The following is a 15,531-nucleotide window of genomic DNA, read 5'->3' as shown; positions in this document are numbered from 1 at the left end:
CCATCCAAGATCGAGAAATCCCGTTTTTGTTTATTTCCCGAAGCTATTGGACTGTTTTTATTCGTGCTCCATTTGCCGTAAAAAGCCCTTCTACTTCTTTCCGCTGCTCTTCCCCACTAACTTTCATCGAAATCTCAATCGTAGAGGATTTGGTTATTACCTCATACGGAAGTGTTAAGCGCAGCAACCAGTTAGCCCATGATCCTGGAACCTCCTTAAAGTCCCAAGTTCCTACAACTAAGTTCTTATTTGGTTCATCAGTTATGGATGATTCGTTTGGTTTTACCGGAGTTTGAACAAGCGTATCGAACACCACTGCAGTGCTGACCAAACGAGGCAATTCTTCGCTTGCCTGAGTATGAATGCGCGAATCTGTCTGATCGAAATAAAAATCACCCTGTACACGCAATTGGTTCAGGATTTTGCGCGGGTATTCGGAATAGCTTTCTTTTGAAACCAGCGCGTAGTGGTTGCGAACCGGTTTCTCAATCACCGGGTTTTCCTTCGCATATTCTTCTGCAATCTGTTCATTTACCAGGGTTTCCTGAACTTTCGGCAATTCCTGTTCTTTAAACAAAATTGCTTCTCCCTGCTCTGCCAATAACCTCTTCGCTTCCTGCAAAGAGATCCGTTCCCCGTTGAAATAAGCGGTAATAAACGCATCGGAAACCCCGTTTTCCACGGCTTCTGCCTTTTTCGGACGTGCATCGTCGACCGAACGGAAAGTTCCTGTGGAATAACGGATCTGCCCATTTTCCAAACGGCGTGTCACCAGCGGATGAATGTCATGCAATTGCTCTTTCGTTGCCGGACGGTTGTATACTCCCACCTGAACGGTATAAAACAATCCGTTGATCTCTTCACTCGCAATGGCTGTAACGGCTCCCGGTGCTTTATTGTAATCACTGACTTTCGGCTCTGTTTTGTATTTGGCAATGGTATCTGCCGGAAGCTGGGCAATGGTATTTTGAATGACCTCCATCACGATCGAATCCTGCCGCATCGGCTTACACAATCCTTGTTCTTCCAATTGCCGCGCTTCTGCCAGGCTGATGCGTTTTCCATCGCAATAAGCCACTACGAAAGCATCTTTGTAACCCAAAGCGCGAATATCCTGCTGCGCATCCAGCACTTTCTGACGATTTCCGAAGTACCCGGCCAGGTAACGCGTAATTCCATTGTCAAGCTTTTCCCCGGTAACCGGTGTAAATTCCTTGAACAGATCTTCCGGGATCGGTTTGGCAAAAGCTCCCACCTGAACACGGTAAACCAGTCCTGTCGGTGCTTTCACTCCTACCGGGATTGCTTTTTTCACCACAATCGGATTAGCCGCCGGTTCATTCCGGATCTCAAATCCGTTTCCTACTTCCGGTGCCAAAACATCTGCAATGGTTGTGGAAACAATCGATTTCGGTTGTACTTCACGTGTCAGCACATTTTTCCATGCTTGTTTGTCTCCTTCTACCGCATTCAAAGTCGTATTCAGGATACGTTCTTTTTCACCAATCTGTTCATTTTTAGCAGTCAGATCATTCGCTAGTTGCTGAATCTGTGTTTGAAGCTCTGCCCGTTCAGCAGGATCTTTCGCTGCGACATATTCCTTGCGTTTTTCTTCCAGTTTGACCTTCACCTGGTTCACGGCTTCTTTCAAACGATTGATTTCTTGCTGTTGTTCCCGCAATTTCGGATAATCCTTGCTGGAAGCGATTGCCTGCTCTTCTTCAACCGAAACGGTTTTCGTCAAAGCAGGGTCATTGATCAGGTCGTAAGTCTTTTCACTTGCAAGGGCATTCAACTGCTGATCGATCCTAGCAGTCGCATTTTCAAAGGCTTGTTTTTGCAAGGTTAAAGTTTCAGCCTGTTTCGGATCGGTACCGGCCTTTTTGAGCTCACTTTCAATTTCACCGATCTCAATGAAGAAGCGTCTTTTTTGTTCTTTTAGTGCCGTTTCGGTTTGAACGGTCTGTTTCGTTTCGTCAAAGATCTTTTGACTGCTCAAATATTCGGTTGCGGCATCCAGTAACGTGACCTGGCTTGTTTTCTCCAGGACAGGATCAGCAGTATGAGTCGTTACAACGATGCGATCCAGGACTGATTGCTTCACCAGGTCCGTTGTCTGAAGGGATTCCAGTGTTTGCTTCTTTTCAGCAGTGGTATTTCCCAATGCAAGGACCGTTTGTTCCTGGATTGCCGTTTCCGTTTTCTGTTGTGCATCCTTGTTGGCAGCCAGTTTATTCCCGATCTCGGTTCTTTCCTTTGCAGAAGTCGATGAATTTAACTGTTTTTTTAATTGATTTTCCTCCTCCTTCAACTTCACCAAATCCGCTTGCGGGTTTTCAGAGACAACCGTTTTAACCGCAACAGGTGTTTCAATTTCAATGACTCCCTTGCGTTTGCGAATCTCATCCAGCTGTTTCTCCAACAATTCAATTTTCTTTGGGTCAGGAGCTTCGGAGCGTTTTTCCTCGTCTATTTTTGATTCGATGCTTTCGGATAATTCATTGAGAATCTGCAACTGCTTTGCAGCTTCCTCCTTGCTAACCGGTTTTCGGATCATGGCAAATTCGTACTCATCCCCAAGTACTTTTTCCAAAGAAGCAACTTCTGAAGCATGATTGATTGTTGCGGTCGGAGTTTCAGCTTCCACAATTTCTTTCCGGGCAACAACCTCTTCCAACTGTTTTTCCAGTTTTGCAATCTTTTCCGTATCGGGATTCGAAGCACGCTTCTCTTCAGCAATTTTTGTCCCGATAGTTTCAGACAGCTCATTCAGTATCTGCAATTGTTTTGCTGCCTCCTCTCTTGTTCCGGGCTTTTGTGTCATCGCGAACGCGTATTCGCTTCCCAACACAGTCTCCAAACTTGCCACATCCGATGTTGGGCGGGTTGCGACCGGTGTTTTGCTTGCCGAAGCTTTCAGCTCTTCTTCCGTTTCTTTTGATTGCTGCAGCAATTCTGTCAACACCTGGTTCTCAGCAATTTTTTCTGCTGAAAACTCTTTATCAATGGCTTTGCTGTTGGACTGGATCTGTTTTTCAATCGCAGCCTGTAATTTTTGTTCTTCTTCTAATTTCTTTACAGCTTCGTCTTTGCTCAGGTTCTGAATTTCATCCGTGCTTAATGCCTGATATTCAGGCATCACCTCCTGGCGTACCTGTTCATTCTTCAATGTTGCTTTAACCTGGGAAACAGCCGTCTGCTTCGCTTCATCCAGCGTCGATTCGTGAATGGTTTCCAGTTGGTTTAAATCGAACAATTTGTTAATCGAAACGGAATCTGTCGGGTTCTTTGCAATGACTTTCTTAATGTTGTTCTGTTTTTCCTTAATAGCCGTGAGTAATTTCACTTCTTCGTCGATCAGCAGTTTCATTTTCTCTTCGGAAGAAGCGGTACTTGCTTTGATCTTGGTCATATTTTCTTCGTATGACGGACGGACCTCTTTTACCAAATCCGTTTCCGGGTTCTTCGATTCAACAACAGCTGTTGTCGTTAAAGCATTGATTTCCGCATCCCTGGAAGCAATGTTCTCCTCAAATTGTTTTTTCAGATCCAACAACACTTCTTTTCGTTTGGTGCTTACTGCATCGGTTTTCGGACTCAGAACGGTCAATTCCTTATCGATTGCATTTATGGTTTTTGTTTCCAATTGGTTGAGTGCTTTCAACTCACCCAATCCGTTCTCTTCACCAATTGCCTTCTTTTCTTCCTCGTAATGCGGCGCAACCTGCATCAATTCCTTTTCGATAGTCACTGACCCAAGCTGTTCGTTTTGAACGGATTCCAGTTCGTTTAGTTTTTCCTGGCGTTCTTTAACCGTTGCTTCCTTATCCTTTTTCAGTTTTGTTAAAGCTTCTTTTTTGTCTTGTAACTTCTGATTCAAAGGATCTTTAGTCAGGGATTCGTAAACCTGTTCCAATGCTTTATCTACCTGGTCCAGCAAGGATTCATCTACTTGGTTCTGGCTCTTTAAACGTTGTTCTTCATCCGAATGATTTCCTGCATTCTTGATTTCAGTATCATAATCCGGCATCAACGCTGCCAATTCGTTTTCCGGGGTAGTTGATGTATTAACAGGCAATTGCGATTCCGAAAGAATGGTTTCTTTGTTTTTCTCATTTTCGGTTTTGGCAGTCAGAACGTTTTTTTTCTGCTCGATCAATTTCGTATCGCTCGGATTCTTTGCCAGGCCTTCATCGATTTTTGCCAACTCCTGTATCAGTTTCTTATCCAACTGTTCGTTATTCTTGACTTTCAAAGCAACTTTTTCTTCGTGTGTCAAATCCGGTTGCTTGTCGACGGCTTCCTGTGCCGCGGCATAATCTGTTTCAAAAGCTTCTACCCGCGTTTTGGATTCCTGTGCAAGAATGTCGTTTGTTCTTGCGGTAATCTGTGTGGTATCAATGGATTTGAACTGTTCTTTTACATATGACTCCAAAGAACGTACATTGTTCGAGTTGATCGCTTCTACTTTTGCATCCGCTTCTGTCTTCGTAACTGTTTTGTTATCGTTTGTTTGCTGCAGGTTGTTGATAAAGGTGATCTGCTTGGTATTTCCAATCTCTTTTTTATTCAGATCCGCCACCTTGTCCCCCAACCGGTTAATTTCTTCCGAAACCAGCTGTTTTTCAGCCTCTTTAGAATCGATTTTGGATTGAATTGCAGGCTGATCTTTTGTCTTCGCATCAGCCAATTCCGTTTTTAAAGCCGCAATTTCTTTCTCTAAGAGAGCTTGGCTATCCTGGTACGAACCCAATTGTTTCTTCAGTTTCTCAGACTGTTTGCCAATGCTTTCATTTTGTGCCAACAAATGGTCTACCGGGTGCGATTCTTTTTCGCTCTCGATACTTTTCACCAAATCGGCTTTTGCGCTGACTGCTTTCTTGAGTGCATCGTATTGTTCTTCTATTACCGATTTACTGACCGTTTCTTTCAGTTCCGTAATCGCTTTCAGTTTTTCCTGTTCGTTCGGTATCAACTTGGAAATACTGTCGGCAAAAACATCAATGCGCTGAATTTCTTCCTTCAGTTCCAAAATCTTAGCCACCTTATCATTTGCAGCCAATAAAATATCGTTCTTTTCTTCATTTGTACCTGCTGCATTTGCTTTGGCAACGTCTTTTTTTACTTCAGCCTGCAATGCTTCAACCTGTTCCGCTTTTTCTACAATAGCAACCAGGGAACCGGCTTCCAGGCGAGTCAATCCATCCGTTTTTTGTTCCTGTTTTTGCTGGATCATCTCAAATTTTGAAATAATCTCCTGGTTGGATGCTCCTTCCAAACCGATATCCGCCAATACTTTTTTGTTTTCCTTTTGTGCATCCAGGGCATTGATATCAAAATTTCCGGCATTTACATTCAATTCGGCACGTGTGCGAATGACTTCCGCCAAAATACCCGACGCATCATCTACTTCTTCATTGAACTGGTCTACTACCCGGACAAGTTGTTCACCCGAACCGGATGATTCTTCCTGGATTTTCTGCTTCAAGGGCTTGAATTCCTTCAGGAACGGAACATTTACCTGCGACCGGTGAACATTCGTGTTCCCTTCAACGGTCATTTCATAAGTGTACTTCCCGCCTTTTGGAAGCGTAATCAGGTAACTTCCTTTTTCATTGGACCTGAATACCCCGATCTCATTCCCGGAAGCAACATCCGTTACTTTGATACTGATCTTTTTATTTTCAGGTTTAATGGTCGAATAAAATTCTCCTTTGATGATCGCCAATTGCAGCGGAACGCGGTCTACCCGCACTTTGTATACGTGGATCTTTCCATTCTGACTTTGACGGGTGGATGCGAAATAGGCATTCTTTTCCAATGAATCGACCACATAGAACAGGTCGTTATCCGGCGAAGAAATGGCAAAATCCATATTCTCCGGTTGACCGAAGGAATTGGTTTCCGGGTCAAATTTCGAACGGAAGACATCAAATCCTCCCATGGAATTATGTCCTTTGGAACAGAAATACAAATATTCTCCGTTCGGGCTCAGGTATGGAAAATCTTCATCGAAAGCAGTATTCACATTTCCACTGACCAAAGCGGGAAGGCCCCATTTCCCATCGGGCAGCCGTTTTCTGCAATAAATGTCCTTACTTCCTTTTTCAGAATCTCCGTAAGAAGAGTAATAAATTGTTTGTGCCTTATCCGGGAAATGGATCAAGGGCGTGTGGTTTCGCTTTTTATCAATCTTGGACTGGTATTCGGCTGTAATCAGAATGACCCCGCCAATATCGGCCAAATTATATAAGCGAAAAAAAGAACTGTACTCGATCTCTTTCTTTTCCAGTACCACCAGGTCCGTAATGGTTGTGAGTAATTTTTTTCCATTCTGGCACATTTCGATCTGGTGATCAATGTCGAAACCTGCATGGGGTTTTCCCCCGCTTTTTTGAATATAGAGATTGTAATTCTTGATAGCTTCGTTGAACTGGAAATTCAGGTGATATGCCTTCCCCAGGTAAAAATACGCTTCCGGGGCAATGTTGGGATCAGTAATACTAAAATTCAGGTATTTGAATGCGTCCTGTTTTTTATACGAATTGAAAAGCAGGCACGTCCCGTATTTATAGTTGTATTCCGGTGACCGCGGATTGAGTGCGATCAGGTGCAGAAATTGCGGAGTAGCCTCTACAAAAAGCTCTGCATCGAAGAGTTTATCAGCTTTGGCTTTTAAATCCGCTTCGGTTTCTTGGGCAAAGGAGCAGTGAGCTGTTTGAACAAACAGAAATAGTAGTAACCAACCATTTATCCATTTAAATGACTTCAAGCTCAACTTATTGTTTTAGAGGCAATACGCTTATTTCTTAAAAAGGTTCATTTTACTTTCTGTCCCATCCAGTAACCGGGTGATATTTTTCCGGTGGGCAAAAATGACAATGAACGCCAACAATGACCCAAAGATAGGCAAAGCGTACGTATTTATTGGAAATAACCACAAACAACCTGAAAATACAACGGCTGCACTGATCGATCCCAAAGAGACATAGTGAGTTGTAATAAAGACAATTAAAAACACAACCAGGCAAATAGCTGCGGCTGCGGGCTGTAACCCGACGATCACTCCCAAAGAAGTTGCCACTCCTTTCCCTCCTTTAAAACCGGCAAAAATGGGGAAAACATGCCCCAAAACCGCCATGAAGGAAGCTACCAGCTGAATATGCGTTAAATGCGGATCAGAAAATTTAACTGGCAGTACAAAATACGGTAACAGTACTGCCAGCATTCCTTTTAAAATATCTATTGTCAGAACCACCCTACCTGCTTTTTTTCCAAGTACCCGAAAAGTATTCGTAGCTCCCGCATTCTTACTTCCGTGTTCTCTTACATCTAAATCATATTTTGCACGACCTACCCAAACTGCTGTTGGTATTGATCCTAAAAAATATGCAGGTATGGCCCATAAAAAATCAGTCCAATTCATTATTCAAAAATAGCATTTAGTTTGCCTAAATACACGCTATTTGTTGAGATTTGGTATAAGAAACCTTTTGATTTGCGTTTATCTTCTTTGATTGCATTGATGGAATTCGCAAGTTCTGAATCACTTGTGATGATATTCAGGGTTCCGTCACGCTTCATCATTCCATAATCCAACAAGTAATCCGGTCCACCCGGAACCTGCATCATGATCGTGAAATGGTCGCCATTTTGAGAATAGATCTGTTCAAACGCAGCCCGGAACACCACTTGTCTCATTACCGGTTTTCCATATAAGTTCACAATTGCAGCACCTTCCAGGCTTGACATTAAACCGCGGATATCTTTCGTCAACGGGATATTTTTCAAATGTACTCCGGTAATCACGATCGATTTTTCCATTTCATCCGGCAAACGTTTCACCTTCTTGTCTTCGGAAAGGGTATAATCCGATTTGATCTTGTCTGCCGTCTTCCGATCTCCCCACATCAACAAGGCTTGTTCGATGTTGGTCGTTTCAAATGATAACGGTTTGGAACCTTCGTAATCCACAATACGCTGACCGGCACTTTCCCATACACCTTTATCCATTGGGAGATTTAGCTTCAGGGTTGCATTGACATCGGTTTGACCGCTTTGCTGGTTGTAAGAAACTGTTCCGATCGCATCAACGGTCACATCCCCGTAATCCATTCCCATGTTGATCTTTCCTTCACCATTCATGGAACAACTTTCCGTATGTAAGGAAATGAAGTTCCCCGGTTCGTTGCGGTTCAATAACTTCTCTTTCGGTCCGATCTGGAATTCCTTGGAAGAGAAATCATATTGAAGTACGCCTGTCGCCGTGATAAAAATCGGGTCGTTCGGATCTTCCAGGGAAGAAAGGAACGTCGGGTACAAACGGATCGAATCTTTCTGACGCGAATCTCTCCACACAATACCTGCGGCGATCGCCTGTCCATCAAGTGTTTTCATATTCGGTGTAACCGGGATCTGGATATTCTTCGGGTCAATTTCAGCCGAGAATGACATCCAGCTTTTTGCAAACTTCTCACAATTGTGGTTAATGCGCGTTGCTCCGCTAAAGCTGATCAATGGGTTTGCGGCTCTAATTTTCATCGGACCGTAGTAATCAAAGTACTTGTTCAGTTTGAACCCGGCTTCACTTTTTACTGTACCGGTTGCTACCGTTTGGGATGTGGAATCAACCGTGATCTTATCCATGTGGATGAGTGTCTTAACAGAATCCGCATCGTAATACGGATAATCTCCTTCGGAAGTATATTTTCTTCTGGCAGCAATGGTTGTATTCGCGTTCAGGAACGTATGGTATTTTGTTACATAGTTGGCAACGATTTTGGAGTTCAGAAGCGGATCCATTACTGCATTTTTGTGAATGGTCACTTTGGCACTGTCCGGATAAATACGTGCATCAGCTACGTCTATAAAGGTCGTGTTGGAACAATACAACACTTTGCTTTTCATGGAGAATTTCACCTTTGGAGCTGCAAACTGCAACGAATCCTGATCCGGATGGATCGAGAACATATTCGGCTGGGCCAGGTTCAGATCTGTATTGATATTGATATCTCCGGAGCCACCTCCTTTTTTGGACAATTCCATTTCATCCTGATCCATCAGCCAGGTGAAGAGGTCCACTTTCGCTGCATATTTAATAACAGGGAAAATTTTCAATTCTTCCCCGTCATTCGATTTAAAGTCTCCCTTACGATCCTTGAATGAAATATGTGCGTTGACATTATTCGAAGAGAACGCCAATGGACTTTCCCCCTCCTCAGGATATGGGTTCTTCAAATTAAAGACAGAGGTATCCGAATTGATATCGTAGCGTTTAAATTTAAAGTTATCTGAACCGAGATTGGCCTTTTGCATCGAAATAATTCCGAATCCGGTCATTCCGGTAGGTTGAATGATCGCCGTTCCTTTCATTTTGGCTTCTCCGTTAAAGAAAGCCAGCTCATTTTCCTGGGTTGAAGATGCTTTTAATACATTCTGCCTCGGAACGTAAGTAATAAAGGCATCAGGTGATTTTACATCCGGGAATTGAACCCCTGCCTCTACCGGTTTGTTCTCGAATTTCGCATATCCGAGTGTTGAATCCGGTAAAAAAGTAAAGGCTTTCGAATCGGAAGTTGATTGAATAAAGTTAATCACTCCGGCTCCCTGCAATCCATTGTTCGATAAAACGATCTTGTTTTTGTATACCGCTTTCGTGCCGTAGAAAACATGACCTTCCGGCGGAGCAACTGTACTGAAACCCAGGGAATAATCCGGCATGATTCTCAAATCTTCTTTAATGACCGGGAAAATTCCTGCTGAAACCAATTCTCCTTTCAAACGGAAAGATTTTTCGGAGAAGTTATCCAAACTATCCATTTCAAAAGGTAAACAGGTGTAATAGAAGCGTGCAGAATCATATACTCCTTTGAATAAGTCCTCCTGATTGTAGTAAACCTTGGAAGGCTTCGTCGATTTTAAGATCGGGTATTTGGTGATCTCTTTTTTCATCCCCGAACGATTCGTCGGATCGTCCACCAAAATTTCCCCTACAATCCCATGAACAGGAGAACCTAATGCAATAGACCTTGTCCCGTCGGCTTGAGAAAGTGGTTTTGCACGGAAATAACTTCTATCAGTTTTAATCAGGTTGATCTTATTGGCATCGTATGCGTAATTCGCTTCCAATGTATGGATTTCAAATTTACCGGAAGAAGCCCATCCTGTGAACTTAAAATCTCTGTTTTTAGTGATTTTCACTTGTGCTCTGTCAGGCAAAACAAATGATCCCTGTGCATCCGAGATCGTTACACGGTCAACTGCTTCTAATGCTATTTCCATTGTTCCGAGGTTCATACTCCCGAAATTCGGCATCAACCTTCTTTGGATTGCCAGGATCGAATCCTGTGCAGCTACTTTTTGAAGTGCCGGATTGTCTTTTAATTGTTCCGGGGCAAATTTCGGTTTCGGACGCATATCTGAAACAAAGATCAGGTTGTCGTAATCACGTTTACCTGCTCTGGACTCAATGAACACTTTTGTTTTTTGATTTACTTTGATAATCTTATTCTCCGTATCGTAACTAATAAATCCGTAAGAAGCCAAATCCAGCAACTGTGTTTTTACCTGGTCTATTGTTTTCCCAAGTGCTGTTGCCGCCTTTCCTTCTGTCAACGTAAATTCATCGTATTTGTAACAATAATTATACAAGGCGGCAAGCGGATGAACCTGTTCCATTCCCTGGAGACGGTCATACAATCTTGCATCGTAGAAATTCATTGATTCAAAGCGCGCGATTCGCTGTTCCTGGCTTGTTCCGAACTCATATGTAAAATACAGGTCCGTTCCGGTGCGCTTCCAGGTTACTTTTTGGACATACCATTCCAATTGATGGTACGAATCTGTAAACGGAGATTGCAGCACACCCGATTTCCCCCTGGTCAATTCAACGATGTTTGAATCCTTGGTATAAGTAAAACCGACTCCCGGATGTGTAATCGAATCTTTCTCTCCCACATACAAGGTGGTTTGAGTGATGTTCGAAACAATCTTAGCAGGTTCAATGGCAATGTATTGCGTCTTGGCTACCAGGAATTTCTTCCCGTTCCGTTTGATTGTCAATTGAGCAAGTTCGGTTGCATTTCCAATCCCAATTACACTGGCTCCCTGCAACGAAAAACCTCCCACGTAATCCATGTCCGGAAGCACATTGTTAATGATTAGTTTGCGTTCAAAGGAAATAAATTGCGGGTAATTGCGATCAGCTTCCCGAATGATCCGGAAAGCGCGTTCGTTCAGGGTTCCTTTCACCTTTTTTCCCGGAAAGAACGGACTTGTTAAAGCAACCGTGTCTGCCTTAATAAAATTCGATTTCAATGATGCATCATAATTTCCCAATTCTGCAAAGGTTTCGTTTTCCTTTAGTCCAACTTTTACCCAATTTACTTTTCCACCTTGCCCGATCCATTTTTTTAGTGTCGGGTCATAAGTTCCATTGGTATTGTAAACCACCAGTGAATCGATGAAACGAGGTTCATCTTTTTTCGCTCCCCTATTGGGAAAACCGCATACCAGTTTTCCGTTTGTAAACTTAATGATGGGTCTATCCGTGAATTCGAATAAATAAGTACCGTAGAAATACCATTCTTCATTGGAAGAGCTGGCAAGCATTCCTTTGGAGAAGAATCCGGCAGATGTCTCGATAAAATCCTTGAATTTGTTCACATTCTTAGCATCCAGCAATTTATCTACCGAACTATGCCAGGCCGTGAAAGAAGATTCGGGCTGTTTGTTTTTTACAAAGGAGTAAACGGAAAATACATAATTGTAAATTTCAGGATAAACTTTTAATCGCTTGCTTTCCATCAGGTTGCAGGTTGCTACCATTTTGGAAAAGTACTTATCTGGAAAATCCGTTGATTTGAGCAAAGCAACGGAAAACTCGTCTTTCAGAAAATCTTTCTGTTCTTTATCCAAATAATCACTCGTCAGAGAACTGATGGTCTTTACAAATTTCTCCCTGTCTTCCGGATAAGATTGAGAAAATGAATTTGCAGTACATACTAATGCAATTAAAATGAATCCCCATTTTTTCATAGTGCTGTTTTTTTAAGTTTCATGGACGCCCATGTTTCTTTATCTCTTACTTCTTCCAATTGAAAGCCCACTTTTTGGGCAGCTTCCTCCAATTCCGAAACATCGGAAGTAAAGAAACCGCTCAGATAGAGTAAACCGTTATCAGAACATAATTTTGCGTAATCAGGTAAATGCCTTTTCAGTACATTTTTATTGATGTTAGCAAGTATCACACCAAAGTCGTTTTCCTTAATCGAATCGATATCCCCAAGAAGGCCGCGAATCTTTGAGCAACCATTACGGGCCGCATTTTCAAGTGTGTTTTCTACAGACCATGATTCAATATCAACGGCCAAAATATCTTTCGCTCCTTTCTTTTCGGCTAAAATGGCCAAAACACCCGTTCCTGTTCCCATATCGAGCAACCTTTCAGGAAGTAAGTGTAAGTCAAGCAGGAATTGTGACATCAGGTAGGTCGTTTGGTGATGTCCGGTACCAAAAGACATTTGCGGTTGGATGACTATCAACTCCCTCTCCGGGAAATCGTTTGCATTGTGAAAGGGCGCAATAATGGCCAAACGCGAATCAACCAAAACCGGGTCAAATGATTCTTCCCAGGTCGCGTTCCAGTTTTGGTGTGGAATTTTCTCCAGCTTCCAATCCATGTTGATTTCGCTGTTATTGTGGATGCACGTTTCTTTCAAAATGGATGAAACATCGCCAATTTGAACTGGAGCGTACGCCTGAATTCCACTTTCAGTTTCAACAAAACTTTCGAAACCCAATTCAGCAAGTTCCGCAACCAAAATATCCGCCCAGGGTTCCCTAGGCTCGATATTTACTGTCAATTCAAAATAGTCCATGTTCTTTCAGCTACTAAAACGGAAAAATCTGCAGCTTTCAAAGATGCCCCTCCGATCAATCCTCCATCTACATTTTCGCATGCGAATAACGCCTGAGCATTGCCCGGGTTACAACTTCCACCGTATAAAACCGATGTTTTTCCGGCAAGTTCTTTTCCGTACTTCTCTTCTACCCATGAACGGATTGCTGCGTGCATTTCTTCCGCCTGCTCTGCAGTAGCCGTTTGACCGGTTCCGATGGCCCAGATCGGTTCATATGCGAGTACTACTTTCTCAAATTCCGTTGCCGAAAGATGAAAGACACTTTCTTCCAGTTGATTTTTTACGTAACTCAAAAAAGTTCCGTTTTGCCGAATCTCCAATGGTTCTCCACAACAAAAGAACGGGGTAATTCCGTGAGCAATTGCCGAATCCAGTTTTTGTTTCAAAAAGGAATGGTCTTCCCCGAAATATTCTCTCCGTTCGGAATGTCCAATCAAAACAGCATCAATTCCGGCTTCTTTTAACTGCCACATACTGACTTCTCCTGTATATGCCCCGGAATCCTTCGGATAAGCATTTTGCGCACCTACTTTTACTTTCGATGAAAGCGCCTTGCAGTCACTCACATACAGCATCGGCGGAAAAATATACACTTCGATTTCTGAACCGATGTTCATGTTATTTACTTCTTTACACAATTCTTTTGCCTCTTTTTCAGACAAATTCATTTTCCAGTTTCCGGCTACAATTTTTGAGCGCATCTTATTTTGCTAATAAATTTCGTTGAATCCAATTAAATGTCGGTAATGAGTTACCGGTATATTTTCCTTTTACACGTCCGTATCTCAACACCATCAAAGCAGGGTTTGCTCGTGAAACTGCTTTCAATTCCACTCCGTCATTGATAAAAATAGGCACATGCAGGTCGTGTTTCTTTTTAAATGCAGCAATTTCCTCATCCCCAGATCCGACCACCAAGACAAAAGGAATCGCTGCTTTTTTCGCTTTTGCAGCAATCGATTTGATCTCACTTAAATGATTCAAATCGAATTCTTTCAGGTTCCTGGAGAATACGACAATCACTTTGGGAGCTGTGAACAGGAATTGGCGGATACTTACATCGGACAGTTCCGGATTTTCCACTTCGATCGTATCCAGGATCGCATACGTGTCCGGAGGATATGATTCCACATTGTATTCCACTTCCGGAATTTCTGTTCTTTCCTTCGTTACCTTATCTTCCAGTCGCAAGCCGCTCACTTTGGTGTTCTTTAATTGTTTCTTCACCACGTCAAGCTGTAACTCATCTTCGGACAAGGATGAAATACTGCAGGAAGGATTGAATTGTGCCGTATCAATCGAAGGAAGCCGCATGGGAATGATTTCTTTGTTGATCATTTCCAGGTATTTCCATTCACCGGTTTTTTCCCAGATTTTGGAAGCCATGAATTCCTTACTTGAACCATCGTATTCTTTCTTCTCGCCGGTTTGAATGTTTTTATATACCAACAAACTCTGGTATTTTCCCGGATCGCCGTTTTTAGTCAGATCAGGCAGATAATTCCCTACTGCATACGCCCGGTAATCGCGCAAAGGATCGTATCTCAACACATACCAAATGAAAATCCCGCATAAGCATGTCACGATCAATGCCGAACTGTAATGGTTCCCGATCCGTTTATTACGCACCCGGTAAATCCACAATGCCGCCAAAATGGCAATCAAGGAGAAAACAATCGGGAAATACCAGTCAAACACCCATGAAAGTCCCGCTATCAAGAGCAAGGAAATCGGCACATAGATCCAGTTTTGGCGCACATTATTCGGTTTGATCATTCCTTGGGCCGCAAAGATCCAGATTACCAGGTAAAGCAATACGATGTCTTTCCAAAGTGATTCTTTCGGAGTTAAAGATCTTCCGACAGAACCTTTCATGGCATCTCCGAAACATCCGCAATCAGTGACACATTGCGGAGCTTTTAATTCTTCAACCACTACTTCTTTGGAATTCTTGGAAATAATCTTGATCTCTTTATTGGTTTTCGCCTCCTCGATTTTAGTATCTGCAAGTGAAGCTTCTTTGGCGATGGCTAAGGAATAAGTGTCCCTGTCCACAAATTTGGTTTTTGCATCGCAGCTGGAGGTATGCCAGGTAAGAAAAGTAAAGAACAGCATCATGATCACCAGCAGCCAACTCACCAAACGCATTTTTCCACCGATGATCACCAGGACTCCCAACACAATTTCAGCAATACAAATAATCACCGAAAGTGCCAGCGCATGTTGAATGAAGTATTCCAATGAAAAACCCGGAGCTCCAAAAAATTCCTTTATCCGGTAAGCAAGGGCCCCGTCTTCAAAATATTCTTCCAGTTTATAGGAAAATCCGAGTGGATCATTCGCTTTAATCAAACCCGAAACAATAAACAAACTTCCGACAATTATGCGGGAAACAGTAGCGATCATTAGCCTTCCTTTAAAAAAGACCAATGCGACAGCAGAGAACAACATTAAAACCAGTCCGATACTTACAAACAACATTTTCTGAGCTTCAAAATGATCGTGAAAGCCCATCGTTGTTAAAGCAAGCCCCGCCAGATTTAAAATCACGAACAGAACATTGAGTGGTAATGAATGTCCTGAAATGGTACGAGTAGTTTTCATAGAAACC

At 42.7% G+C, this 15,531-nt stretch carries 6 protein-coding genes; all 6 read right to left on the bottom strand.

Annotated features, from left to right (window positions below; translation table 11 throughout):
- Positions 1 to 43: 43 nt before the first annotated feature.
- Genes FO442_RS15190 through FO442_RS19005 form a run of 6 tightly spaced genes read right to left on the bottom strand, consistent with a single transcriptional unit; the run spans position 44 to position 15,524 of the window.
- Complete coding sequence (locus tag FO442_RS15190; protein WP_144334065.1) at positions 44 to 6,772, bottom strand: PD40 domain-containing protein; 6,729 nt, start codon at positions 6,770 to 6,772, stop codon at positions 44 to 46.
- A 30-nt stretch (positions 6,773 to 6,802) separates the two neighbouring features.
- Positions 6,803 to 7,426, bottom strand: a complete 624-nt coding sequence (gene plsY, locus FO442_RS15185; protein ID WP_144334064.1) for a glycerol-3-phosphate 1-O-acyltransferase PlsY — start codon at positions 7,424 to 7,426, stop codon at positions 6,803 to 6,805.
- Positions 7,426 to 12,036: a hypothetical protein gene (locus FO442_RS15180; protein ID WP_144334063.1), complete on the bottom strand. Its 4,611-nt coding sequence runs from the start codon at positions 12,034 to 12,036 to the stop codon at positions 7,426 to 7,428. Before FO442_RS15180 ends, plsY begins: the two co-directional genes overlap by 1 nt.
- Positions 12,033 to 12,878 carry a 50S ribosomal protein L11 methyltransferase gene (gene prmA / locus FO442_RS15175; RefSeq protein ID WP_144334062.1) on the bottom strand — a complete coding sequence of 282 codons (846 nt, stop codon included), beginning with the start codon at positions 12,876 to 12,878 and terminating at the stop codon, positions 12,033 to 12,035. The genes FO442_RS15180 and prmA overlap by 4 nt, the downstream gene beginning before the upstream one ends.
- Positions 12,860 to 13,621: a triose-phosphate isomerase gene (gene tpiA / locus FO442_RS15170; protein ID WP_144334061.1), complete on the bottom strand. Its 762-nt coding sequence runs from the start codon at positions 13,619 to 13,621 to the stop codon at positions 12,860 to 12,862. Before tpiA ends, prmA begins: the two co-directional genes overlap by 19 nt.
- A 1-nt stretch (position 13,622) precedes the next feature.
- Positions 13,623 to 15,524 (bottom strand): DoxX family protein, encoded by a 1,902-nt coding sequence (locus FO442_RS19005; RefSeq protein ID WP_144334060.1) that lies wholly within the window; start codon positions 15,522 to 15,524, stop codon positions 13,623 to 13,625.
- Positions 15,525 to 15,531 lie beyond the last annotated feature (7 nt).

It is taken from the genome of Fluviicola chungangensis (genome assembly GCF_007558725.1).
GTDB lineage: Bacteria > Bacteroidota > Bacteroidia > Flavobacteriales_D > Crocinitomicaceae > Fluviicola > Fluviicola chungangensis.
Note: the sequence above shows the minus strand (reverse complement) of the source record. Positions and strands in the feature narration are given on the sequence as shown.

Excerpts from the sequence above, each read along its gene's own strand:
- FO442_RS15180 (WP_144334063.1), bottom strand. The coding sequence starts at position 12,036 with ATGAAAAAATGGGGATTCATTTTAATTGCATTAGTATGTACTGCAAAT.
- prmA (WP_144334062.1), bottom strand. The coding sequence starts at position 12,878 with ATGGACTATTTTGAATTGACAGTAAATATCGAGCCTAGGGAACCCTGG.
- tpiA (WP_144334061.1), bottom strand. The coding sequence starts at position 13,621 with ATGCGCTCAAAAATTGTAGCCGGAAACTGGAAAATGAATTTGTCTGAA.
- FO442_RS19005 (WP_144334060.1), bottom strand. The coding sequence starts at position 15,524 with ATGAAAACTACTCGTACCATTTCAGGACATTCATTACCACTCAATGTT.
- plsY (WP_144334064.1), bottom strand. The coding sequence starts at position 7,426 with ATGAATTGGACTGATTTTTTATGGGCCATACCTGCATATTTTTTAGGA.